Source organism: Ignavibacteria bacterium, assembly GCA_015709655.1.
GTDB lineage: Bacteria > Bacteroidota > Ignavibacteria > Kapaibacteriales > Kapaibacteriaceae > OLB6.
This window is the reverse complement of the sequence record CP054181.1, coordinates 962430-986002: the sequence shown is the minus strand read 5'-3', so window position 1 is coordinate 986002 and position 23573 is coordinate 962430. Positions and strand designations below refer to the sequence as shown.

Genomic DNA, 23573 nt, shown 5'->3' with positions numbered 1-23573 from the left:
CAAAATTGCAAGAGGAAGTGATATGTTCAGTAAGTGGACCTCAGCTTTAGTCGTGCCGTCTGCCACGCATTACCCTAAAGCTATGAAGAATGTAAGGGAAGAGGGCGTCAACCGATTCTGATGCGCCTTTGGTGGAACCTGGCAGGGCCAGCACCAGGGTAGTACCGATGATGCCTGCAACGCCACGGGAGAGCATCGAGAACGGTGTACGCTGCTGACCGTATGCGCGGGCTGCTTCCATGATTCCGGGGATTTCCGTGTCAAACAACGGTTTTATAGCTTCGGGTGTTGAGTCGCGGGGTGACAAGCCGGTGCCGCCGGTAAGAATAACCATGTTCATGGTTTTTGCAAGACTGCTGACGGTGCCGCGGATCACGTCGGGTTCATCCGGGATGATCGTGTATTCTTCAACGGCAATATCAAGGCTGCTAAGTTTAGAGATGATGGCCTTACCGGCAGAATCCTCCTTGTCACCCCTGGCGATGCTGTCTGAACAAACCACAACGGCTACCCGCAATCCGTCAGCAGAGTCCTTCCTGAAATCGGTCTTGCCTCCGCTTTTCTCCTGAAGTTTGATGGAGCGGATTTCAATGTTCTTGTCAATCGGCTTCAGCATGTCGTACATGGTAAGAGCTGCTACCGAGGCTCCATGCATGGCTTCGACCTCAACACCGGTTTTATAAATTGTTTTAACTGTGATCGTAATGCAAATGTCCAATCCGTTCACCGTAAAATCCAGCTTGGCATATTCAATCGGGATAGGGTGACAGTCAGGGATGAGGTGACATGTTTGTTTAACGGCAAGGAGCGCAGCGGCTTTTGCCATTTCGAACACGTTCCCTTTAGGGACGGTGTTTTGCTCAATTGCCTGTATGGTTTTTGAATCGCCAACGGTGACTACCGCGCCAGCAACTGCCTCACGGAGCGTGTGTACCTTTGCCGTAATATCTGTCATACTTCTGTTTCCGGATTGTTTGATTTCCAGTAATACGTTCCATCACTGAGAACTTCCTTCCCCCAGATAGGAACGAGTTTCTTTATTGCTTCCACAATCCACTGTGTGGCTTTAAAAACATCGGTCCGGTGTGGTGCCGAAACAAATACAAACAGGCTGATGCCGCCTGTGGGGACAAATCCCACGCTGTGGTGAATGTGCAGACAGCTCAGGTTAAAGGTGTGAAATGCATCCTCACGGATCGAGTGAAAGGCTTCTTCTGCCATTGGGGTGTATGCCGAATATTCGATACCCTGCACGGTTTTGTCATCAATCACATCGGCACGAACCTGTCCTAAAAAGATATCATGTGCACCGATATGTGTTTTACGGCTGTGGGCCCGGATAGAGTCGGCAACAAACTCCGGAGTGATAGCCCCTTCCACAAAAACGTTAGATTTACGTGAACTGCTCATTGTGCTTCCGTAGCCTGCATCCAAGCGGCTACGCCTCCTTCAAGATTATAAAGATTTGTAAAACCGTGGTTGGTTTGCAGTATGCGAATTGCAATCTTACTGCGAATTCCTTTCTGACAGTACACAACCAGCGGCTGTGACCGAGGCAGGGTGTCGGCCCGTCCGGCAACATCGTCAAGTGGAATTTTGATACCGGTAAGCTGTTCAGGGTTTGGTAACTCGAAAGGCTCGCGTACATCCAGGAAGCAGATGGTATCGTCTTTTAGAAGCCATTCACTCAACTCGTTTGCGGTAATAGAGCGTATGTTGGGGGCAATGGTTTGGTTACCGCAAAATTCTTCGTAATTGGTTCTCCTGAAGTCGTCAGCAGTTTGTGGCTGAGCCGGCTGCGGCATGCTGTCTGCAGGCAACAGAAGTGTGTCGAACTCCATGGTGCGGGTGTTAATCATCAGCACCGTATTGCTGAGAACGGAACCAAAACCGGTTATGATTTTAATGGCTTCGCATGCTTGCAGCGTCCCAACGATTCCGGGGAGTACACCCAGAACGCCAATCTCTGAGCAGCTAAGCAGACTTCCGCTGTCAGGGGGCTTGGGAAAGAGTCGTCGGTATCCGGCATCAACACTGCCGGCAGGGGTTCCATGATGGAAAACAGAAACCGATCCTTGAAAGCGATGGATTGAGCCGTAAACCAGGGGAATGCCAAGGATTGCGCAGACATCGTTAATCATGTACCGGGTGGAAAAATTATCGGTACCGTCAACAACAACGTCGTAGCCCGAAACAATATCAATGGCATTATCGGTTGTTAGCTTGCAGTCGTGAATATTGATGGTGGTGGAAGGGTTCTGTTGAGTCATGAGGTCTGCTGCAACCCGGGCTTTGGCCATGCCAACGTGCGACGTGTTGTACAGTACCTGACGGTGCAGATTGGTTATATCGACAACATCAAAATCAACAATGCCGATTGTACCAACACCCGCGGCATTCAGATACAGCATTGCCGGACATCCAAGCCCACCGGCGCCGATAACCAGCACGCGGGAGTTGTGGAGATTCTCCTGTCCGCTCACACCCAGTTCGGGCAGCAACAGCTGTCGGCCGTACCGTATGTATTCCTCAGCAGTGAGCAATCAGCCTCCGGCAAAGGGTGGAAGAAAAGCAACTTCGCAGGTAGGCGTAAGGTTGCACTCACGATCGATAATCTGCCGGTTAACGGCAAGCTTGAAGGTACAGTGTTCAAGCACCGGAAACTGTTTCAGGATGTTCTCCAGCAGTTTTTCGGTATTGGGGACATGGTCAACCGTTAAATCGGTTACGCCGGTGAGGTCAGCCACCTGTCCAAAAAAACGAATATGCATAATCAGTCTTCTCCCTGAAAATGTGTTGACGGACGATCATACTTCTGCAATTCACCGGGGGTATTGATGTTGGTGAAGCAGTGGTCGGCAATACCCATCGAAGAAACATCTACGTAGGTTGTGGTAAGAATCTTTAGTGCATCCATCATCTTCCACTGCTGCCGTTGCAAAAGTTTTTCAATAGTTGTTGCTGCACGCCGGGAATAAACTCCGCACAGGGGTTCGGTATTCCCATTGTGAACAGGTACCGTGACCATTGCAGACGCTTGAGCATCAAGCAGTACCCGAATGATGTGCGATGTTACAAACGGCATGTCGCAACTTACAACGACGTTGATTTCCGTGGTGGTGTGAGTCAGGGCTGAGTGAATACCGCCCAGCGGACCGCAGCCGCGGAACACGTCGGGGTACACGGGATACGGCAGATCGGCCAAATCGTCCGAATTGGAAATCACCATGATCGTGTCAGTAACAGCCGAGAGAACATCGGTAACATAGCCGATCATGGGCTTCCCGTTTAATAGCACACGGGCTTTGCTGGTGCCCATTCTGGAACTCGCCCCGCCGGCAAGCACCACACCGGTAACCAATGGCAGAGGGTTCATGGTTAGGTTAACATCAGCTTGATACTTGCCATAAGAAGAACAACAGCAAGGAGAGTTTTAAGAATTCTGTTGTTAAATCGCGTCCGCGCCAGGTACGAGCCTGCCGTACCGCCGGCGATGGCAATGGCTATCCACAGGTAAATATCAGGCGTAATTGTCAGACCGTTAATGTAGAGTCCGATTAAGCCTGACACTGAGTTCACCGCTATGAACAGTGCCGAGACTGCAGCGGTTTCCTTCATGTTGCCCCAGTGCATTAACAGAATGATCGGACTGAGGATAATACCGCCTCCAATACCGATCATGCCGGAAAAAAGGCCGATAATGGCACCGGCCAGCAATGCCAGCGGAAGGTTGACATCGGTCTGCTTGTCATGTTCCTTCCCAAACGCACCCAGCAGCCTGAGGATCGGGAAGATCAGAAGGATGCCCAGAATCTTTTTGTACACCATGGCATCTATGGAAATGTACGCGCCAAGAAATGATGCCGGTATCGAGGTGATGATAAATGGGAAAAACAGCCTGGGTTTAAAATGTCCGCCCTTCCAGTACTGATAAAAGGCAATCAGCGAAACAAATATATTTAGTATCAGGGCGGACGGACGCATGGTGTAGGGCTGAAAGCTGAACAGTGCCATCAGTGCAAGGTAACCGCTCGCCCCACCGTGACCTACCGATGCATACAAAAACGCTACAGTAAAAAGAAGCGGAATAAACAACAACGAGATGTCAATTTCAGGCATGTGTTTGTCCTGCGCTACCATTCACGAAAATTGGTCGAAAATCAATGATGCTGCTCATGGTTAGTAAACGCCGGGCAACATGTGTACTTCTACAGGATCACCGGCGGCAATAGTTTCAACTGCCTCGGGTAAGTAGATCAGGCAGTTGCCCTCGGCAAACGATTTCAGGATGTATGACTCCTGTCCGCCCAACGGTTTAACACTGCCGTTCCCGGCTCTTCCCTTAAGGAAGAGAGCGAGTGAGTTGCTTTTCCGATACGACTGTGCAATTGGCAACCGGACTGACGGGAGAAATGGCTCCTGTCGGCCCTGCATTAACTGAATTGCAGGATACACGTATTCGTAAAAACAGCTTAAGACCGCTGCAGGATTACCGGGTAATCCAAAAACAGCAGTCGTATTGTGGCGTCCATAGAATAAAGGCTTGCCCGGCTTCTGCCTTACCTTGTAGAAAATGGTCTCAACGCCGATATCCGCCATTGCAGGTCCAACAAAATCATAATCGCCAACCGACACGCCACCGGTAACAAGTACGATATCAGAGATACCCAGTGCATTTTGGATGGCCTGTGTTATGTGTAGTTTATCATCGGACACTGAGCTCACCGTGATATCGGTAATCCCGACCGACGCCAGAACAGCAGTAAGTGCAAAGGAGTTCGATTCGTACACGGTTCCGTAATCAAGCGGGGTGCCCGGCTGACGCAGTTCAGAGCCCGTTACGATGATGGCTATTCGCGGCTTAGGATACACGGCGATACCGGTCAGGCCAAGTGCCGCACACAGACCTATTCCTGCAGGAGTGAGAACTGTTCCGGCTGGAATAGCTGTTTCACCCTGACGAATCTGTGAACCAACAGCACGAATATTCTCATCTGTTTTATAATCTTCATTGATAGTGATGTGGTTGCCAGGTGCAACCGTCACCGATTCCTGTTTTATGACGGCACTGGCCTGGTCGGGCACGCATGCACCTGTGAATATCCGTGCAGCCTCACCCGGATGGAGTGGTTTCCGGAGCACGCTGCCCGCCGGAATTTCGGCAGTAACCGTGAACGAGGTTTGACGCGGCTCCGAAGGGGATATGGCGTAGCCGTCCATCGCGGACTGTCTGAACGGCGGTAAATGAATCGGCGCAACGATGTTACCTGCGGCTGTGCAGCCCAGTGCCGAAGCAAGTGGACGATGAGCTGCATTCAGGTGGGCAACAGAGTTCAGAATACGGTGCTTGGCTTCGGGAACAGAGATCATGGTAGCGGATGAGCAGCAATCAAAATGATGACAGAAAACCGAGGGTATTGTGCCTGAATGCGTGGGCAGGTAGGGCGTTATTCAGGCAACTCAAATTCGGTTTCCCATTCCTGACTGGTAATTGAATTGCACAGTCGGATCCGAAGATAACCGGCATCGTTTTTTTTAATGTGTTCGCGATGAATTACTGTGCTTTGAGTGTTATCTGATTCAGACTGTGACGATTGCAACACATCACCAAGTCGTGGCATAAACGGGTAGAGTATGGTTAGGCGTTCATCATCTGTTTGCACCATGCCTAATGCTTGTTCAAACAGCAGTTCCTCGAATTTCTCTGCCAGAATCTCGTCGGTAATCTCCTGTCTGGCCCTATCGGAGATTGCAGAACACCACGCAATTAGTTTTTTAACCGACTGTTGTTTCAGTTCGTCATGGATATACTCGGGGAACGGCGAGCGGATATGGTCATGGTTGGAAAACCAGAACCGGAAAGCGCTTTCAACCATCTCGGCATCCACCAGATCGACAGTCTGTAATTGCTCAGTAAGTTTAGAATCCATCATTTTTCTTAGCCTCCGATTGCAACCATGGCGCGATTACCGTTAACAGAGGCTTGCTGCTCAAAGTCGCGCAACGTATCCATACCTCCGCGTGCCGCATGCTTTTCGCGTACCGATGCATGAATAAAGTGTTCAATGTTTTCGCCATTACGAAGGGGGGTGAGCAAGTCAACCTCGGTATTGGAGAACAGACAGTTCTTAAGCTTGCCATCAGCCGTTAGGCGCAGCCGGTTGCACGTATCGCAGAAGGGGCTGGTAACTGACGAGATAACGGCAAACGTGCCGGTATAACCCTCTATCTGATAATTCTTTGCAGTATCGTTGGACGAGTCGTTCAGACGGATCACGCGGCTACCGTACTGCTGCTGGGCCAGGTGTATTATTTCATGATACGAGAGCCCCTTTTCAAGGTCCCAATTATTTCCGGCAAAGGGCATAAACTCAATAAACCTGAAATGGACGTTCCGGTCCTTGGTGAATTCGATGAAGTCAATAAGCTCGGAATCATTAAAGTCTCTCATCACAACGGCGTTAAGCTTAACATGGAAGTCGTGCTCGAGCAGCAGACGTATGTTATCCATAACCGTCCGGAAATGATTGCGCCTCGTGAGCATCGAAAACTTCTCTTCGTTCAGAGAGTCCAGACTGATGTTTACTGACCGAAGGCCGGCAGCGATAAACGTATCAAGGAACTTATCTACCAGTACGCCGTTGGTGGTAATGGCCAGTTCTACCGGGAGTGTGGCAAGCCGGGTGATGATTTCATCAGCATCGTTGCGTACCAGTGGCTCACCGCCGGTCAGGCGAATCTTGGTGATTCCAAGGCGGACAAATGTTTCGGCAAGGCTGTACACCTCGTGACGCGTCATGAACTCAGAACGTGGGCGCAGTGGGATGCCTTCTTCAGGCATGCAGTACACACACCGAAAGTTGCATCGTTCGGTGAGAGAGATTCGCAGGTAGTTATGTACCCGACCAAATCTGTCGACCAGTGTACCGGTTTTCATGCTCATTTAAAACCGAGCCATTTTTTCTTCAATTAATTTAAAATCGTCGTCCTTTAGGTATTTCTGTGCCAGCGGAAAAAGGGTGTAGTCTTCGCGGAAGATGTGCAGGCGCAGCAGTTCTATCAGTTCGCGTCCGTTCTCGTAAGCCGTATCCAGCACAAAGATTCTGGCATTAAAGTCCTGGATGCGCGTTGCCAGACCCAGCAGGTTAAACGTAAGGGCGCCAAGCTGAATAAACTTCACGTGGTCATCTTCCATGACGTCGATGGCGGTAAACTTACTGTCGGTACTGCTGTGCTCGCCTGCTTCCACAAGCCGCTCATTGAGTGTTGGGAACAACGCCTTTTCTTCCTTGGAGTTATGAGGCAACAGGAAGTTATCAAAGAAATCAAAGAACTGTTTAAAGTACTCATTGATTTTAGGATCCAGCTTATACCCGTTGGTTTTGTACTGTAGCAGGGCCTGCTCGAACTGTTCAATGATTTCTGTTGCCTTCTTGTGTTCATCAACAAACACTTTCAGGACATCATGGAGCTGATCTGCCGGAACGTTGACCGTTGCAAGTGAATCGTAGGCTGACGGTGGTTCCATTGGCGTATGCTCAACTTGTTCAAGCCCCTTTTCAACATTACGTTTAACGGGATCCGTTTTGGCGAGGTTTTTTAGATCTAGCATTGTCATAAGGTGCAAATTACGGCATTACGTTTTTAACAGGACCTCAAACCTCAAAAGCGATACGCTCGATCCTAAGGATCCCACCGCATACGTATTCAATACGCTAATGCCGATGGCCCGTACCAAAAAGAGTTTGGGCAATCCTGCGCACCATTCCGGAGAATGTGGCAATCCAAACCGCAGCAGCAATAAACACGAAATAGTTTGGAAGCCACTGCAGGAAGTACAGATTCAACGCTCTGTCCATCTGGTAGGTAGCAACCGTGTACATCCCAAGGGGGAACACGGCGCCCCAGTACAGGGGATCGTATGTAAATGGCAGTTTCTTGTACACGCTTCTCCAAACGGCAAGGATAAACAGCATTGGTATCCACCACGTGCCGGTAGCCCAGTAAAAAACAGTAAATCCTTTTAAGAATGGGAGCAGTGAATGTAAGAATGGTGCATGATCTACGTTAAGAATGAGTAGCGAACCGGCCACGGTGGATATGGCCATGGCGCCCATGTTTATCCAGTAGGGAGGAGCAAGATCGGAGGCAAAGAATTTAAAAAACGTGTAGCGGTAAAAAATCAGTGAAATCATCCAGATGTACAGCATGCCGCCCCACAGCCACATAGAGAGCGCAAAGAAGTTTGCTTCAAGTTTAAGGGGCTGATCCAGACGTGTGGCAATGAGGGTGGTAAGCACGGCTACTGACTGCGTTGAGACAACAGCAAGCAACCAGGCTCCGGAAATTCCTTCGTCCAGCGATGGTTTCTCTTCCTTTATGGTGAGCGTTGTAAACACTACATAGGTCATCCCAACCCACAGAACAATTCCCAATACCCAAAGAACAGAGGCTGTAGCATAATCCTGATTGAGAAGAATAAACTGGGTACCAACAATGCAGGTACCTGCAATTGTTGTAAAGAACCCCGGACCTGTCTGGTGTCCCTTTACGTCGTTTAAAAACTCCCTCGGGAACATAGCAACTCTGATAATCGTGAGCGTCCACAGGACGCCATACGCCAGAAGGTTCACCCAGAACAGGACAAGGCTAAGCGTATGCATACCGGTAAGATGCAATGCCGACGAGACAATCCCGGTGGCCATGACCAGGCCAAAGTATGAGGGTGACAAACTCCGGACGGCATCGGAGAGGCGTGCAGTAAGCGTAGCGGGTTGGGATGTGGACGGTTGGTTCGGCGTCATGGCGTACGTACATTCCTCAGAACTGACAACAGTGGTGGTATCTCCATGGAATGGATGTACCACGGCACGGTAATCTGAGCGGCGTCGGCCCCCCCCTTACGATTTAATTTGTTTAATTGCTTCATCGGGTACCGTGTAAACGCCAACCTTACTGCGTGAGATGGCAAAATGCATCAGTGCAATGCTGATGATAGACAGGCCGGCAAGCATCATCCAACTTGTGGTCCATACGCCGGTGGCACTGAGCAGATAGCCAAACACAATAGGATCGATAAATCCGCCCAAGCCCCCTAACACACCCACGATGCCACCAACGGAACCAATATCGTTGGGATAATAGGTTGGAATATGCTTAAACACGGCGGCGCTGCCCAGTCCCATCATCAAGCCGATAATAAAGACCAGGGCAGTAAATATCCACACATTTGCCTGAAAGTAAATTTGCGTATTACCCTTTGCAATGAGTTGTCCTTTCGTGACCGTGTCGCCCGCTTTTACCAGTGGCGTCTGCCATGTAGATGCAGTAGGAAGTATCAGGAAGCCTTCGGTATCGTGGTGGATACCAAAGCGGATTTTAATATTCTTGTCGGTATCTCCCTTATGCTGGATTGCGTACCTGGTATCACCAATCTGAATCTCATTATCCGAAACAGCGGTTACCGTGCCGGCACGTGTTGCCATAATTCCTTGTCCCGGAGCATTAATTTCCATTCGCGGGAAGAAAAGCAGGAACAGGCAAACGATGCATACGCCGAACACTACATACAGGAGCATGCGAGCTCCGATTTTGTCCGCAAGCACGCCTCCAACTGCCCGAATAACACCCGATGGAAGATTAAAGGCAGTTGTCATAAAGCCGGCCATCACAATAGGCATGGAATACACATTAACATAGTACGGAATAAGCCACTGCGACAAAGCCACGAAGCTTCCGAACACCACAAAATAATACAGGCCAAAGCGCCATACGCGTGCTTCACGAAGAGGCAGTAACCGATCGCGCATTGACTTCACCGCTGTAGGCCTGGCATTCTTTGTCAGCAGGAAGAACACAATACCCGTAGCAGCCAGTAGAGCTGCATATAAACGCGGCATGGAACGCCATGCTGCAAGATTGGCACCGTGATCGGTAACGTATTCCAGCAGTGTTGGTCCGAACAGGGTGGTGAGTGCGGCACCCATGTTGCCGGCGCCAAAGATGCCAAGGGCAGTGCCTTGTTTATTCTTTGGGAAGAACAGTGAGACGTAGGCCACGCCCGAAGCAAATGTGCTGCCTGCAATACCAAAACAAAAACTCAAAGCAAGAAACGATGTATAGTCATCGGCATACGAGAGCAGGTACACCGGAACTGCGCATAACATCAACAGAGAGCCCATTACCCAGCGTCCGCCCAGTTTATCGGTAAGGATACCTACCGGCAAACGAAGTACCGACCCCACAAGAACCGGCACACCCAGCAGCCAGCCAACCTGGACAGGGCTCCATTTGTAAATACCATTATTGACAAGAAACGTAACAAGGACACCGTTTATCATCCACACGGCAAAGCAGATTGTAAATGCCAGTGTGGTAACGCTGAGTGTGCGTGTGGCAAGACCTGATGACGGTTGATTCATTGGTGTGTGTCTCCAGAAAACATCTTCGCTACTGTGTGCGTGACGTAGGTCCGGGAACACGGATGGGGAGCTCCGGAAATACTCATTGAACAGGCGAAACAAAAAACTCGCTATCAGCAGTTGATTCCTCAATATTAACGGTTGATATCAATTAATTTCATGATGTAAATCATGTTTAGAAGCCGTTTGATTTGCGTATGGAAGCGTGTTGTGAGCATGAGCCCGGTCCGTATCCACCGGATTTGATGTCCGGGTTTGAATGCCTGTCAAAACGGTAAATGACTACCTGAAAAACATGATTTGTATCATGAAATTCCATAAGGTGCATCATATAAAAGGATATTCCTGAGCTCCAACTTTGTACACGGATAAAACGAGTAGTACAACACTAATTCCACGTGACTATGTGTGTAGGATATAACCATCGTAAGGAGACCGCAGCATGAATCGGCATAGCGTTTTACACCACGGTTCCATCATCGCCAGCCTGCTGCTGTTCTTGTCTGTGCCTTTAATGGCTCAAAACGGTCAGGAGCTTTTCGAAACCAACTGCAGTGCCTGCCATACGGTGGGTGGTGGACGTTTGGTGGGCCCGGATCTGCAGGGCGTCACATCGCTGCGTTCTCCGGAATGGCTGATGAAGTGGACAAAGAGTTCGCAGACGCTGATTGCGAGCGGTGACGCCGATGCAAAGGCGATTTTTGCTGAATTTGGCGAGCTTATCATGCCTGACCAGTCGCACCTACCGGATGCCGACATTACTGCGATTTACGCCTACATTGGCAGTAAGGGCGGTGAAGCAGCCGAAGGTGGCGGAGCCCCGGTGGCCAACGCATCCGATGACGCTACGCCGGAGCAGATTCAGCGCGGACGGATGCTATTCGAGGGCTCGCATCGGTTTGCTAATGGCGGCGCATCCTGTATGTCATGCCACAACGTTAACTATGCAAACGTCCACCCCGGTGGTCTTCTTGCTAAGGATCTTACCGAAGTGTACAAGCGCATGGGAGGTGACGCCGGACTGAAAGGGATTTTAGGTGCCCCGCCGTTCCCGGCGATGGCCCAGACCTATACAGATCATCCGCTTACTGAACAGGAAATTGCTGATCTGATTGCATTCCTCCGTACGGTCAGCGATCAAAGCGCAAAACAGCAAGCTGCATCGTTTAATCCTCTGCTCATGGGTGGTGGAATCGGTGTGTGCTGTGTGTTTTTGTTGATACTCGTGATTTGGTTTAAAAGAAAGCGATTCTCAGTAAAGGCCGACATCTTTAACCGACAAATTAAATCCATATAGAATAACCTAAATCTGATAATGTGAGGCATTATGAGCTGGATAGAAGATATTGTTTCGCCCAAGACCCGTAAATGGGAAGAGTTTTACCGTAACAGATGGCAGTACGATAAAGTTATTCGCAGCACCCACGGTGTGAACTGTACCGGGGGCTGTTCGTGGAATATTCACGTGAAAGATGGTATTGTGGTCTGGGAAACACAGGCATTGGACTATCCGTTGCTCGAAAACACGTTGCCACCGTACGAACCCCGCGGATGCCAGCGTGGTATTTCGTATTCATGGTATCTGTACAGTCCGATTCGAGTAAAGTATCCGCTGATCCGCGGTGCTCTGATGGAGCTGTTCAATGTTGAAAAGAAATTAGCCAACGGCGATCCGGTGAAAGCATGGGAAAACCTGCAGAACGATCCCGAAAAACGCCGGCGCTATCAGTGGGCTCGCGGTAAGGGCGGGTTCAGGCGTGCCAAGTGGGATGAAGTACTTGAACTGATTGCCGCTGCCAACATTTATACTGTAAAGAAGTACGGTCCCGACAGGATTATCGGTTTTTCACCGATTCCTGCCATGTCCATGCTGAGCTATGCAGCCGGCGCCCGCTACCTGCAGTTGATGGGGGGCGTAAACCTTAGCTTCTACGATTGGTACTGTGACCTTCCCAATGCATTCCCCGAAGTATGGGGTGAGCAAACCGACGTGTGCGAAAGCGCAGACTGGTACAATTCAAAGTTCTGCGTGTCGATGGGTGCCAACCTTGGAATGACGCGGACCCCCGACATCCACTTTTTCTCCGAATCCAAGCATAACGGAACAAAAACCGTGGTGATGTCACCCGACTTCAGCATGGTTGCCAAACACGCTGACCAATGGATCCCGTGTCATGCCGGTTCCGACGGTGCGTTCTGGATGGCTGTAACCCACGTGATCCTGAAAGAATATCACGTTGACAAACAAGTTCCGTATTTCATGGATTATATCAAACGATATACGGATTTACCATTCCTGGTTGAACTGGAAAAACACGGTAATCACTACAGAGCCGGACGCCTGGTGCGTGCCAATGGCATTGCCAAGTATGCAGGCGTGGAAAACGGTGACTGGCAACTGTTAAATATCGACGCAAAGTCCGGCAACCTGGTATGCCCGAAAGGTACGATGGGAAGCCGGTGGGCTAAGGAAAAAGCCGGAAACTGGAATCTGAAATTTGAAGACTTTGTTGATAATACACCGTACGAACCAACCCTGTCATTACTGGATCATAGCGATGATGTGTATCAGGTTGAGTTCATTGAGTACGGGCTTGATAAAACGGCACTGCGTGGCGTCCCGGTTAAATTCATCGAAACGTTGAATGGGAAAATTCCGGTTGCAACGATTTATGATGTAACGATGGGACATTACGGCGTTGGCAGGGGGCTTGCAGGTGATTACCCGGCTTCGTACAACGACGAAAAGCACGCCTATACGCCGGCATGGCAGGAAATCTTTACCGGCGTCGGTCGGGATACCGTGATAAAGTTCGCCCGCGAGTGGGGCGGAACAGCCGAGGTTACCAAGGGCAAGTGCATGGTGATTGTCGGTGCCGCAATTAACCACTGGTTCCATGGCAACCTGATGTACCGCGCAGCAATTATGACGCAACTGCTTACGGGCTGCAACGGTGTTAATGGTGGCGGTATGAACCACTACGTTGGTCAGGAAAAACTTGCACCGGTGGATTCATGGGGAACCATTATGGCTGCAAAGGACTGGATTGCCGGGAACCGACTGCAGCAAGCCCCTATCTGGCACTATATCAACTCCGACCAGTGGAGATATGACAATAACCAGATGGACTATAACAGCGTTCCGAAGGATAACAAATACTCAAGTATGCACTCTGCGGACTGGACGGTAATGTCGGTACGAAACGGCTGGATGCCCTTCTACCCGCAGTATAACAAGAGCAACCTGGATGTTGTAAACGATGCTGTGGCTTCCGGTGCAAAAACTGATGACGAGATCCGGACATACATTGTTGAAAAATTAAAATCAAAAGAGTTACAATACTCAGTAGCCGACCCTGATAATGAAATTAATTTCCCGCGCAACTGGTTTATCTGGCGTGGTAATGCTCTAATGTCCAGCGCCAAGGGGCATGAATACATGCTGGACCACTATCTTGGAACTCACAACAACAAGATTGCCGACGAAGTTGCCAAGCCCCACGTACATGAAATCATCTGGCGCGAGGCTCCTAAGGGTAAAATGGATCTGGTGGTTGACATTAACTTCCGGATGGACACCTCGGCACTGTACTCGGATATTGTTCTGCCTACGGCATCTTGGTACGAGAAGGCCGACCTGAATTCTACAGACATGCACTCGTTCATTCACCCGCTGTCGGCAGCCGTTGCTCCGGTCTGGGAATCAAAAACCGACTGGCAGATTTTCCAGGCCCTTGCCAAGAAGGTGAGCGAGCTTGCCCCGGCCTACCTGCCCAAGCCGGTGAAGGACGTCATCAATGCTGCACTGTCACACGACTCGGCAGATGAAATTACCCAACCGTCGATTCGCGACTGGGGTAAGGGTGAGTGCGAACCGATACCGGGACAAACCATGCACAAGCTGGTATTTGTAGAACGGGATTATACGCAGATTTACAATAAGTACATATCGTTAGGGCCGAATATCAAAACGAATGCGTTGGGCGCACACGGTGTTTCGTTTATGGCTGATGATGTGTACAACGAAATGCTGCATGACAAACGTCACGTGCAGAAAGTAAATGGTGTTGAGTACCCATCGGTGAAGGAAGACGTGGAAGCGGTTAACGCCGTCCTTACCTTGTCTACCCTGACCAACGGAAAGCTTAATGACCGTGCCTACAAGAACATGGAGAAGAAAACCGGTGTTGTTCTTGCCGATCTCGGAGAGGGAAGTAAGGACGTACGCATTGACTATAAGGACTTGCAAGCCCAGCCACGCCGGTATAATACCTCGCCGCTGTGGTCAGGTCTGATGAATGACGGTCGAGCCTACTGCGCCTATTCGTACAATGTTGAGCGCCTGGTGCCGTGGCGTACAATTACAGGCCGGCAGCACACCTACATGGATCACGAAGGGTACATTGCCTTCGGCGAACACTTCACTACGTATAAACCATCGCCGACACCACAGGTGTATGGCGATATCCGCAAAACTGTGAACGATGGGAAGGCACGAATGCTGAACGTGCTCACACCCCACGGCAAGTGGCATATCCACTCAACCTACGGTGATACACTGCGCATGCTTACCTTATCGCGCGGCATTGAACCCTGCTGGATGAGCGAAGAAGATGCCGAAGCCATTGGAGTCAAGGACAACGACTGGGTAGAAGTGTACAATGACCACGGCGTGTATTGTACGCGTGCCTGCGTAAGCGCCCGGATACCAAAGGGAGTCTGCATCGTATATCACTCACCCGAACGGACATACACAGTCCCCAAATCTCAGATGCGCGGTAATCGCAGGGCAGGCGGACACAACAGCTTCACCCGTGTTCACCTGAAGCCAAACCTGATGACTGGTGGCTACGGTCAGTTCTCGTACCACTTTAACTACTGGGGTCCGGTTGGAGCCAACCGCGACACACACGTCTTAGTTCGCAAAATGGATAGAGTAGAATTTTAATTATACCAGAGATTATACTATGGATGTTCGCTCGCAAATCGCAATGGTTTTTCACCTGGACAAATGTATCGGGTGCCACACATGCTCTATTGCATGTAAGAATATCTGGACTGACCGTAAGGGTGCAGAATACATGTGGTGGAATAACGTTGAAACCAAACCAGGTACCGGCTACCCGACAAAATGGGAAGATCAGGAAATTTATAAAGGTGGTTGGGAGAAGAATGGCGACTCTGTTTCGCTGAAAGGGGCAGGGAAATTTAAGGGGCTTAAAAATATCTTCCATAACCCCCACCTGCCGGTGCTGGAAGACTATTATGAACCATGGACCTATAAGTATCAAGACCTGTTTGATGCTCCCGAAGGCGATGACCAGCCTACAGCACGGCCGGTTTCGCTGGTTACCGGTGACCATATCGATGTTCAGTCGGGTCCGAACTGGGATGACGACCTTGGCGGTTCACCCGATTATGCACGTCAGGACGTTAATCTGCAGCAATTAACACCTGCTGAGCAGGAGGCTATGTTCCAGCTGGAGCGGATGACGTTCCACTATCTGCCCAGAATCTGTAATCACTGCTTAAATCCGGCGTGCGTGGCATCCTGTCCGTCCGGCGCAATCTACAAACGCGGTGAGGACGGTGTAGTTCTTATCAACCAGGAACGTTGTCGTGCATGGCGGATGTGCGTTACGGCATGTCCGTATAAAAAAAGTTACTATAACTGGCACACCGGTAAATCTGAAAAGTGCGTACTGTGCTATCCCCGCCTTGAGTCGGGTCAGGCCCCTGCATGTTTCCATTCATGTGTTGGCCGGATCAGGTATCTGGGTGTGATGCTGTACGATGCTGATAAGATTCAAAGTGCTGCATCAGCACCCGACGACCAGTTGGTGGATGCACAGCTTGACATCTATCTTGACCCATTCGACCCTGAAGTCATTGAACAAGCCAGATTAAACGGTATTGCCGATTCAACAATTGAAGCAGCCCAGAAGTCACCAGTATATAAATTCGTGAAGGTCTGGAACCTGGCACTGCCACTGCACCCGGAGTTTCGGACGCTTCCCAATCTGTTCTATGTACCCGCCCTTCTGCCAACCATGGCTACCGTAAACGAAGGTGTCTATGACTCCACCAGTAAATCGCTGTGGAACGGTGTTGACAAGAACCGCTTGCCGATGCAATACCTTGCCTCGCTATTCTCAGCCGGTAATACCGACACTGTTTTCGAAGTGATGAAACGGCTGATGGCTGTACGGCTGCACCGCAGAGGTGTAACCGTGGGCGATCTGGAATCGGCTGAAATCACAACAGCCATGCAGGAAACCGGTATTGATGCCGAAACCGCCGATGCTATCTATCGTTTAACATCGCTGGCTACGTTTGACGAGCGCTTTGTAATTCCGCCGGCTCACCGCGAAGAATCCATCGAAATGCTCGAGAGCACTGCCGATGTGAAAGGCAACACGGGATTTGGCTTCAAGGAACGTCCTGCACGAGGACTGTAATGATGAAAAATACAGAATTATATTATCTGTTTGCTGATCTACTGCGATATCCTCAGGATAACTACAGGGAGCTTGTAGAGTCAACAAGCAAGGTGTTGCAGGACGTCTATCCGGAAGCGGCGCAGATGCTAAGCCCCTTTGTTGATTATATCCGTGAACATGATTCTGATGCCTGGGAAGAACTCTACACTAAAACGTTCGATGTTCAACCGGTCTGTTATCTTGACCTTGGGTACGTGATATTTGGTGAGGATTACAAGCGGGGTGCTTTTCTGCTACACATGCAGAACGAGCAGCTTATGATTAACAATGACTGTGGCACCGACTTGCCGGACAATATCAGCAACGTACTTGTTTTACTGACCAAGCATCATAACCAGGTGTTTTTGAATGAGCTAACCGGACAAATCGTGATTCCTGCTGTTGAAAAAATGATTGGTGAGTTTGCGCAGGCAAGAGTTGAGCTAAAGATACGGGTGATGCGCAAACTTCACAATGCAATCATTCAGGAAGAGCTTAATCAGGGCAACGTGTACCGGAATGTGTTCGAGTCGCTGCTTTGTGTGCTTAGGGAAGATTTTGCCGAAGCTCCGGCTCCGCTCAGTAATGAAGAGATTTTAACAAGTCAGCATCACAAAGCGTTTTTTGGAAAGAACAGCATTAACGCCGAAGTGCATACCATAGCCACTAATTATAAACTTGATTAACTATGACAAACTACCTGTTATTCGCAGTTTTGCCATACGTATCGTTGGCTGTTTTCCTTATAGGGTCTATCTATCGCTATCGCAGAAAAGGGTTCAGCGTATCGTCTATATCGTCGCAATTTTTAGAAGGACGTGAACTGTTTTGGGCAAGCCAGCCGTTTCACTGGGGTCTGATGATAGTATTCTTCGGACACCTCACGGCGTTCCTGATTCCCAAAACCGTCCTGGCATGGAATGGTGATCCGGTACGGTTAATCATTCTTGAAGTTTCGGCTTTTTCATTCGGATTAGCATCTTTAATTGGATTGTTGCTGCTAATCTATCGGAGAATTACTACACGAAGGTTACATGTGGTAACGAGTCCCATGGACATTGTGGTGTACATTATTCTCCTGACTCAGTTGGTAACCGGTGTTCTTGTTGCCTACTTCGACAGGTGGGGATCCTCGTGGTTTGCCGCGTTTTTAACGCCATATCTGCGATCGATTTTTGTTTTCGACCCACAAATCGAGGGTATTGCCGGGGTTACTTCACTGTCACTAAAAATCCACGTTGTATCGGCATTTTGCCTAATCGGCATTATCCCGTTTACGCGGTTCATGCACTTCCTGGTTTATCCGTTGGATTATCTCTGGCGCGGTTACCAGCAAGTGATTTGGAACTGGAACCGGCGTGAGATTCGGGTGTCGCGCGCGCACTCAGCAGGGAAGAAGGCAACAAACAATTAATTCGGCAGTTCTAAACTGTACTTTTGGTGTGTGGCGTTTGCTGTTGTTTCACGAGTTTTACTCGAGGAATACGGCAAACGCTTTTTTTTTTGTTACTCTGGAAGGTTGGCAATCCTGAGCAACTCTTTAACGTTAAGAATACCGATACTCTTCCCTGCTAGCTCTATAATCCCTGCCTTCTGGAAATCCGAGAGAACCCGAATGGTGGTTTCGGTAGTTGCACCGGCAATGTCGGCAATGTTTTCCCGGGACAGGATGGTGTTTAAGGTGACGTTATTTTCTTCGGTTCCAAAAAAGTCGCGCAATACAATCAGGGTTTCTGCGATCCGCTCGCGCACCTGTTTATGAACCATGCTCATGGCTTTCAACTCGGCTGTTTTTAGGTCAGCCGACAGCAATTTGATAATTTCAATTGCCACTGAATGATTCGAAATAATATGTTCCTGGTATGCCGACTGAGGGAAATAGCATACCGTGGAGTCCTCGATTGCGGTGGCCGAAACATGGTAGCGCTCGTTGGTAAATAAGGCTCGGTAGCCCAGGATACTTCCGCATTTGGCCAGTCGTAAAATCTGATTACGTCCGTTGTCGTTGTAGGAGTGAATAACAACCTTGCCCGAGTGCACGCAGTACAGCCCCTGGGGGTGAGTGTTCTGATGAAAGATCACCTGCCCCTTTTTAAAGTGAAGCATAGTTTTATTCTCGGCAAGGATTCCAAGATCCAACTTGCCCATTGCACAGAAGATAGAATCATGCATACCGCCGCACTTATCGCAGTTTAGCGTTTTCTCTTGGTGGTGTGTTCTGCTTGATGTCATGTGTAATGGTGAGAAAATACCTACGGGAGCAAAGATAGTGAGTGACGTGGAAATGGTCGGAAATACAAAAGCCCGTTATACACTGTGTGACGGGCTTTGCGGGTAGTTAATATAGTGGAGGGAACTGTTTAGAACAGTTCCAGGACATCTGCATAAACGATGCGGTTGCTAACCTCTAAGGTAATTGGACCCTGGCCGGACTTCGGGTCACCAAGACTTGTCTGGCGGCGTCTCGGATCGTCCGGATCGGAGAAGAATGATTCCAGCTCGGTAATAACCATGCGGTACTGGGTGCTGCCAATAGGTTCTTTTAATGCAATCATACCAGCCCAGATATTGGCAGCATGAATTCTGTCTAACCGTTGGTGTGTTACACGCGTCCACCCGAGGTCGGTACTTCCTGCACCAGGGTCACGTCGTTCAAGGGCAACCTCGATTTCACTCCCCAATTGTCCAACAGAGTTAGTCCGGTAGGTATGGCCGGTAACCTGGATGCTGATATTCTTACCATCATCTTCAATCCTCACCATAGCCTCGCGGTCAGGAGCTAACTGGCAAAACGTACTTTGCGTAACGCGGGAGCAGTAAACATCCTTACCGGTAGCAGCGTCAGCTAGGGAATGTTCCTGTACGCGAACAAGACCAAACCTCACAAAGGGATAGTAAGATTCGCCCGGATCCAGATCGATATCGCAATACCACAGTTTCCGGTCTTCATCGAACTTTGGCTCGAACGCAACCACAGTAAAGCGCTGCTTGGGGTTGACCTCTTCCAGACTTACACTGGGCAGTACCAGGGCAGGATCGCGGAAATTTGGCACTCTTGGTGAGTTATCGCTTGGGGTGGGCTCACTTAGCCAGATGGGGTCAAGCCCCCATTGAGTGACGAAAGGATGCAACTCCTCAGGAATTTCGAGTTTCCCCGTTGCAAGTATCGAGGCAATACCAGCCATTTTATCGGCATAGCCGGTGCTGCCGGATTCACTCAGACCGAGTTTAATTCCCTTATAAGAATTGTTGTTATCATCGTTATCGGTTTCGGTATTGACGGCTGAGGGCTTGAACGGCTGGCTGTTATAGAGCACAACACCAAGCAGTTCACCATTGCCTGAACTATACCACGGCCTGTTCATGTACACTCGTACTCCACCGCCCTTACGTGTACTTTTTATGACGTTGCCTACAAGTTTCTTCTCGGACTCAACCCAGCGGAACGAGGGAACAGCATAAAGAAAGTGAACACCATCCGGACGCTTCGTGCTGGGTATGATCATTTCCTTACCCGGTCCCTTTCGAGTAAGATTGTCCTTGTTTGACCGTAAGGAGACTGGCAAATACTCTTTAAAGCGGGTTGTTGCCAACGGTGAGAATGTAACCCGACGGAATTTTGTATCACCAAATTCCTGTGTGCGCTCCGTTGTCAGCACATCGTCGGTACGTTTTTCGCAATGTTGGTCAAAGAAATAGGTACTGAACGGAACTTCTTCCGGCTTGGGTTTTGTGACGTCATCGATCCACATTTTCCAATCTGTAAACATATCTATCTTTTGTGTTGATCGGGCATCAACCTTGATGTGTTTAAAGCTGATGGTGGCGTCGGTACCGCCGAAGACACGTCTTTTTAGACTTTGCTTGACGATTTCTGGTTTTTTAAGCGGCTTTTGAGTAGCATGAACAAGGTGCAGAGTACGTGCGGGCGAAATCAGCCAGTTTAATCCACGACCAGCGTTATGTACCTGAACGGCCGGCAGACCGGCATCTATCAATGTTTGTTTATGACCATGCAAATCCAGATTGTGTTTAGCCTCAGAATCCTTGTCGCCAAGGCCGCTGCTAAACTGTATCCATGCCTGTTCGCCGGCAGGAAGGAAAAGGGTCAGCGTTTTTGATGAAGCCTCCCACACGGGTTTCTTGTTCCCCTCGGCAAGTCGGAGTAAAATGGACGAAAGCGCAGGCCACTGACTAAAGGTATCAAAGCCAATCGTAACAACCGATGTTCCGATCGCCACGGTAGCCTGAGTAGCCCCTCCGGTATTGATCTCGATAATATCACCTGTGTTTAAGCCGGGCACATTGCTAAGGGTAACAGTCCGGGCAATTGGATCAGGGAGATACGGGACCTCCGTACTGCCGGCTTGTACCAGCGGGTACGCTATGGCAGTTTTCTTTTTATTGGGATCCGATGGCGGAGTGTTGTCAGTAGCTTCGGCTTGCAGGTTGCCGTTCTCATTTCGTGTGTACCACCGCTGTGGCAACGACTTCTCCTTCCCACGAATCAGGTCGAACATTGTGTTGTTGCCAACCATCTCTTCCGTTGGACTTTTATCGAACAGACCATGCCGTTCCGCAGTCTGAACTGACGCCAGCGGCGGGAAGAAATGGCGTTCACAGGTTTCGGTAGTTTGAACAACCTGTGTATCATCCTCGCTTGCATTGTAGTTCCGAATTACCATGGTTTCGATATCCTCGCCCTCAACGGGATGATTGCGCAGTGCAAGTGTTGGCGAACCAATCGGATCCCAGCGCACGTACCGTACGGCATCGGTAGCGCAGGTAAAGTCAGCGGGATTCATATCTGAAAGTTTGGCACTGTTACCTGCGATATCGGTAAATCGTGCGCGCATCCTGTACTTCCGTCCGTACCGTAATCGAGGTAGGGATTTGGGTACGATTGAAATATCGGATTCAACCTGGTAGGCGTAGTCTGCCGGCGGCTTTTGTTTATTGCTCCCGGGCGCAATCTGGTCATCGTTGTCAATAAACTGTCCAATTGGCGGTGCAACAATCGACCAGCCTTCCCACTGTGCAATCACTTCGTGTGCATACAGCTGTTGCAGGGACGGATCGTCTTCACTTCCTGGCGGTCGGGATGCTCCAAAGGTAAGCACGCCCTCTTCGTCGGTAACACTGATACCGGCCGATCGCAGTGGTTCATCGGCAAGCGGGAAGGTATAGGTTGCGTTCCTACGCATCAAGCTTTGCCATGTCCCTGCGGTTTCATCGTAAATATCTATACGATAGCCACGCATCACATCGTCGGCATGTAATACCGGCGTGTTATTTGCAATCAGCGAATTCCAGTGCTGGCTGTTCCGAATAATGGATTTTGCAAGCTTTAGTCCACGGTTCTTCCGAATGAGCTGCAAGCCCGTACCACGAATTGCCGGGGGCTCGGCAGACAAATAAGCATCTGGCGTATCCCGTGTTTTGGAATAACGGTGCAAGATGTTTCGTATATAACCAAGCATTTTCAAGGCTGACGAGTCGAGGTCGATTTGAGTAACCGCAAAATGCTCGGGGTTGTTTAAGCAGAGGAGCGGACCAACGATTTCAGACCCGTCAAGGGGCTTGGGCAGGAACTGCCAAAATTGTTTATCACCGGAGTCATTGAAAATGTAACGCGTAAACGGGGAGATGGTGGTTGTTGGTATGGCTGCGGCAACCTTCCATTGTACGTTACACGAGATTTTACCCACATTACCAAGTGATGAAGGGGCTTTAAATTCAACATGAATTGTAAGGCCGAGGCGTCGCATCACTACAGGAAACTCACGCAGCACACCAACAACCTGGTGGAAGTCGAACGTTGGTTTTTTAATCTTCGGACGCCGATCGCGGTACGTTCTGTTCTTCCCGGAGACGGTATCTACTGGATAGATACGAGCCTTATGATACAGTTCCGCCATGAGCAGTGAGCCGGCTTTTGAATCCGGTGTGATTCCTTCGCCCAGCGGTACCGGGAACATCATTTGTTCAACTTTCTGTGGGATTGGGATCCGTTCCTTCTGGCCCGTACCTCGTTTTTGTCTTGACTCGGTATTGCCCTCGTTGCGCATGGCTCGCTGCGTGGCTGCCTGGCCACTTTTTTCCCATTGGTTCAGAACATTCCTGAATTGTTGCTCCTGATCCATACTTGGTATAATACCTGACAGCGCCTCAATAAGGGGTGGCTGGCTGGTCTGACTAACCTTTAAAGTAGCATTTGCAATTTTGGGTGGTTCAAAAACAGGCGTCTTGTCTGTAAACGTTTGTACAAGTTTTGTATAGGTACTACGCAAGGCACTGTCAACTTCCAGAGGGGAGAAACTAATAATCTGGTAGCTAGGCCACACCTCTCCCACACCATGGGGATTAACAGCGGTGTTTTCATTGAATACAGCTTTCCAGACATCGCTGTCGGGCTGTTCGTCAATCACGGTCAGCTCATTACCGGGTATAGTAGTCCCGTTGACAACTAATTCAAAACTCAGTTTTTTTAATGATTCCGGCCAGTCAAGAAAATCCGGATAACTGGCTAAGGTAGTAGGTGCCGATGTAACATCCTGAAGCCGCGGAGTCAGTACGATTGCAGCGCGGAGCCATGTTCCTGAGTCACGAACATCAACATCGTAGGGGATTACGGTAAACTGTAGTTCTTGTGTTGTTGTTGCCATGATATCAC

Annotated in this window: 19 protein-coding genes; 5 read left to right on the top strand and 14 right to left on the bottom strand. The window is 49.6% G+C overall.

Annotated features, from left to right (window positions below):
• Positions 1 to 46: 46 nt before the first annotated feature.
• The 12 genes from HRU79_04020 to HRU79_03965 form a co-directional block, all read right to left on the bottom strand.
• A complete protein-coding gene (locus HRU79_04020; protein ID QOJ25858.1) occupies positions 47 to 955 on the bottom strand; it encodes a bifunctional molybdenum cofactor biosynthesis protein MoaC/MoaB in 909 nt (302 codons plus the stop codon).
• A complete protein-coding gene (locus HRU79_04015) occupies positions 952 to 1410 on the bottom strand; it encodes a molybdenum cofactor biosynthesis protein MoaE (GenBank protein ID QOJ25857.1) in 459 nt (152 codons plus the stop codon). The genes HRU79_04020 and HRU79_04015 overlap by 4 nt, the downstream gene beginning before the upstream one ends.
• A complete protein-coding gene (locus tag HRU79_04010) occupies positions 1407 to 2543 on the bottom strand; it encodes a ThiF family adenylyltransferase (protein QOJ25856.1) in 1137 nt (378 codons plus the stop codon). The genes HRU79_04015 and HRU79_04010 overlap by 4 nt, the downstream gene beginning before the upstream one ends.
• Positions 2544 to 2771 carry a MoaD/ThiS family protein gene (locus HRU79_04005; GenBank protein QOJ25855.1) on the bottom strand — a complete coding sequence of 76 codons (228 nt, stop codon included), beginning with the start codon at positions 2769 to 2771 and terminating at the stop codon, positions 2544 to 2546. It abuts the gene before it with no gap.
• A 2-nt stretch (positions 2772 to 2773) separates the two neighbouring features.
• On the bottom strand, positions 2774 to 3376 hold the full coding sequence (locus HRU79_04000) for a molybdenum cofactor guanylyltransferase (GenBank protein QOJ25854.1): 603 nt from the start codon (positions 3374 to 3376) through the stop codon (positions 2774 to 2776).
• A gap of 2 nt (positions 3377 to 3378) precedes the next feature.
• Positions 3379 to 4119, bottom strand: a complete 741-nt coding sequence (locus tag HRU79_03995; GenBank protein QOJ27260.1) for a sulfite exporter TauE/SafE family protein — start codon at positions 4117 to 4119, stop codon at positions 3379 to 3381.
• Between the two features lie 60 nt (positions 4120 to 4179).
• Positions 4180 to 5370, bottom strand: coding sequence for a molybdopterin molybdotransferase MoeA (locus HRU79_03990; GenBank protein QOJ25853.1), 1191 nt, complete (start codon positions 5368 to 5370; stop codon positions 4180 to 4182).
• A 77-nt stretch (positions 5371 to 5447) separates the two neighbouring features.
• Positions 5448 to 5933 carry a hypothetical protein gene (locus tag HRU79_03985; GenBank protein QOJ25852.1) on the bottom strand — a complete coding sequence of 162 codons (486 nt, stop codon included), beginning with the start codon at positions 5931 to 5933 and terminating at the stop codon, positions 5448 to 5450.
• Between the two features lie 5 nt (positions 5934 to 5938).
• Complete coding sequence (gene moaA / locus HRU79_03980; GenBank protein QOJ25851.1) at positions 5939 to 6943, bottom strand: GTP 3',8-cyclase MoaA; 1005 nt, start codon at positions 6941 to 6943, stop codon at positions 5939 to 5941.
• On the bottom strand, positions 6944 to 7618 hold the full coding sequence (locus tag HRU79_03975; protein ID QOJ25850.1) for a hemerythrin domain-containing protein: 675 nt from the start codon (positions 7616 to 7618) through the stop codon (positions 6944 to 6946).
• 97 nt (positions 7619 to 7715) lie between these two features.
• On the bottom strand, positions 7716 to 8804 hold the full coding sequence (locus HRU79_03970; protein QOJ25849.1) for a tellurite resistance/C4-dicarboxylate transporter family protein: 1089 nt from the start codon (positions 8802 to 8804) through the stop codon (positions 7716 to 7718).
• Between the two features lie 96 nt (positions 8805 to 8900).
• On the bottom strand, positions 8901 to 10421 hold the full coding sequence (locus tag HRU79_03965) for an MFS transporter (protein QOJ25848.1): 1521 nt from the start codon (positions 10419 to 10421) through the stop codon (positions 8901 to 8903).
• A gap of 442 nt (positions 10422 to 10863) precedes the next feature.
• Here HRU79_03965 and HRU79_03960 point away from each other — a divergent pair, with 442 nt between their 5' ends.
• From HRU79_03960 to narI, 5 genes are read left to right on the top strand one after another with little or no spacing between them, the layout of a single operon-like run.
• Entirely contained in the window at positions 10864 to 11718 is an 855-nt protein-coding gene (locus HRU79_03960; GenBank protein ID QOJ25847.1) for a cytochrome c, read from the top strand.
• 30 nt (positions 11719 to 11748) lie between these two features.
• On the top strand, positions 11749 to 15369 hold the full coding sequence (locus HRU79_03955; GenBank protein ID QOJ25846.1) for a nitrate reductase subunit alpha: 3621 nt from the start codon (positions 11749 to 11751) through the stop codon (positions 15367 to 15369).
• A 19-nt stretch (positions 15370 to 15388) separates the two neighbouring features.
• Complete coding sequence (gene narH, locus HRU79_03950) at positions 15389 to 16879, top strand: nitrate reductase subunit beta (GenBank protein ID QOJ25845.1); 1491 nt, start codon at positions 15389 to 15391, stop codon at positions 16877 to 16879.
• Positions 16879 to 17586, top strand: coding sequence for a hypothetical protein (locus HRU79_03945; GenBank protein QOJ25844.1), 708 nt, complete (start codon positions 16879 to 16881; stop codon positions 17584 to 17586). The genes narH and HRU79_03945 overlap by 1 nt, the downstream gene beginning before the upstream one ends.
• Before the next feature lie 2 nt (positions 17587 to 17588).
• On the top strand, positions 17589 to 18314 hold the full coding sequence (gene narI, locus HRU79_03940) for a respiratory nitrate reductase subunit gamma (protein QOJ25843.1): 726 nt from the start codon (positions 17589 to 17591) through the stop codon (positions 18312 to 18314).
• 92 nt (positions 18315 to 18406) lie between these two features.
• On the opposite strand, the gene HRU79_03935 is transcribed toward narI, so the two are convergent.
• Positions 18407 to 19072: a Crp/Fnr family transcriptional regulator gene (locus HRU79_03935; protein ID QOJ25842.1), complete on the bottom strand. Its 666-nt coding sequence runs from the start codon at positions 19070 to 19072 to the stop codon at positions 18407 to 18409.
• 188 nt (positions 19073 to 19260) lie between these two features.
• Entirely contained in the window at positions 19261 to 23565 is a 4305-nt protein-coding gene (locus HRU79_03930) for a hypothetical protein (protein QOJ25841.1), read from the bottom strand.
• Positions 23566 to 23573: the final 8 nt, after the last annotated feature.

Bases quoted from the DNA above. Each gene is read 5' to 3' on its own strand.
- HRU79_03965 (QOJ25848.1), bottom strand. From the start codon at position 10,421: ATGAATCAACCGTCATCAGGTCTTGCCACACGCACACTCAGCGTTACC.
- HRU79_03985 (QOJ25852.1), bottom strand. From the start codon at position 5,933: ATGATGGATTCTAAACTTACTGAGCAATTACAGACTGTCGATCTGGTG.
- HRU79_04020 (QOJ25858.1), bottom strand. From the start codon at position 955: ATGACAGATATTACGGCAAAGGTACACACGCTCCGTGAGGCAGTTGCT.
- HRU79_03930 (QOJ25841.1), bottom strand. From the start codon at position 23,565: ATGGCAACAACAACACAAGAACTACAGTTTACCGTAATCCCCTACGAT.
- HRU79_04000 (QOJ25854.1), bottom strand. From the start codon at position 3,376: ATGAACCCTCTGCCATTGGTTACCGGTGTGGTGCTTGCCGGCGGGGCG.
- narI (QOJ25843.1), top strand. From the start codon at position 17,589: ATGACAAACTACCTGTTATTCGCAGTTTTGCCATACGTATCGTTGGCT.
- moaA (QOJ25851.1), bottom strand. From the start codon at position 6,943: ATGAGCATGAAAACCGGTACACTGGTCGACAGATTTGGTCGGGTACAT.
- HRU79_03990 (QOJ25853.1), bottom strand. From the start codon at position 5,370: ATGATCTCTGTTCCCGAAGCCAAGCACCGTATTCTGAACTCTGTTGCC.
- narH (QOJ25845.1), top strand. From the start codon at position 15,389: ATGGATGTTCGCTCGCAAATCGCAATGGTTTTTCACCTGGACAAATGT.
- HRU79_03960 (QOJ25847.1), top strand. From the start codon at position 10,864: ATGAATCGGCATAGCGTTTTACACCACGGTTCCATCATCGCCAGCCTG.
- HRU79_03975 (QOJ25850.1), bottom strand. From the start codon at position 7,618: ATGACAATGCTAGATCTAAAAAACCTCGCCAAAACGGATCCCGTTAAA.
- HRU79_04015 (QOJ25857.1), bottom strand. From the start codon at position 1,410: ATGAGCAGTTCACGTAAATCTAACGTTTTTGTGGAAGGGGCTATCACT.
- HRU79_03995 (QOJ27260.1), bottom strand. From the start codon at position 4,119: ATGCCTGAAATTGACATCTCGTTGTTGTTTATTCCGCTTCTTTTTACT.
- HRU79_03955 (QOJ25846.1), top strand. From the start codon at position 11,749: ATGAGCTGGATAGAAGATATTGTTTCGCCCAAGACCCGTAAATGGGAA.
- HRU79_04005 (QOJ25855.1), bottom strand. From the start codon at position 2,771: ATGCATATTCGTTTTTTTGGACAGGTGGCTGACCTCACCGGCGTAACC.
- HRU79_03935 (QOJ25842.1), bottom strand. From the start codon at position 19,072: ATGCATGATTCTATCTTCTGTGCAATGGGCAAGTTGGATCTTGGAATC.
- HRU79_03945 (QOJ25844.1), top strand. From the start codon at position 16,879: ATGATGAAAAATACAGAATTATATTATCTGTTTGCTGATCTACTGCGA.
- HRU79_03970 (QOJ25849.1), bottom strand. From the start codon at position 8,804: ATGACGCCGAACCAACCGTCCACATCCCAACCCGCTACGCTTACTGCA.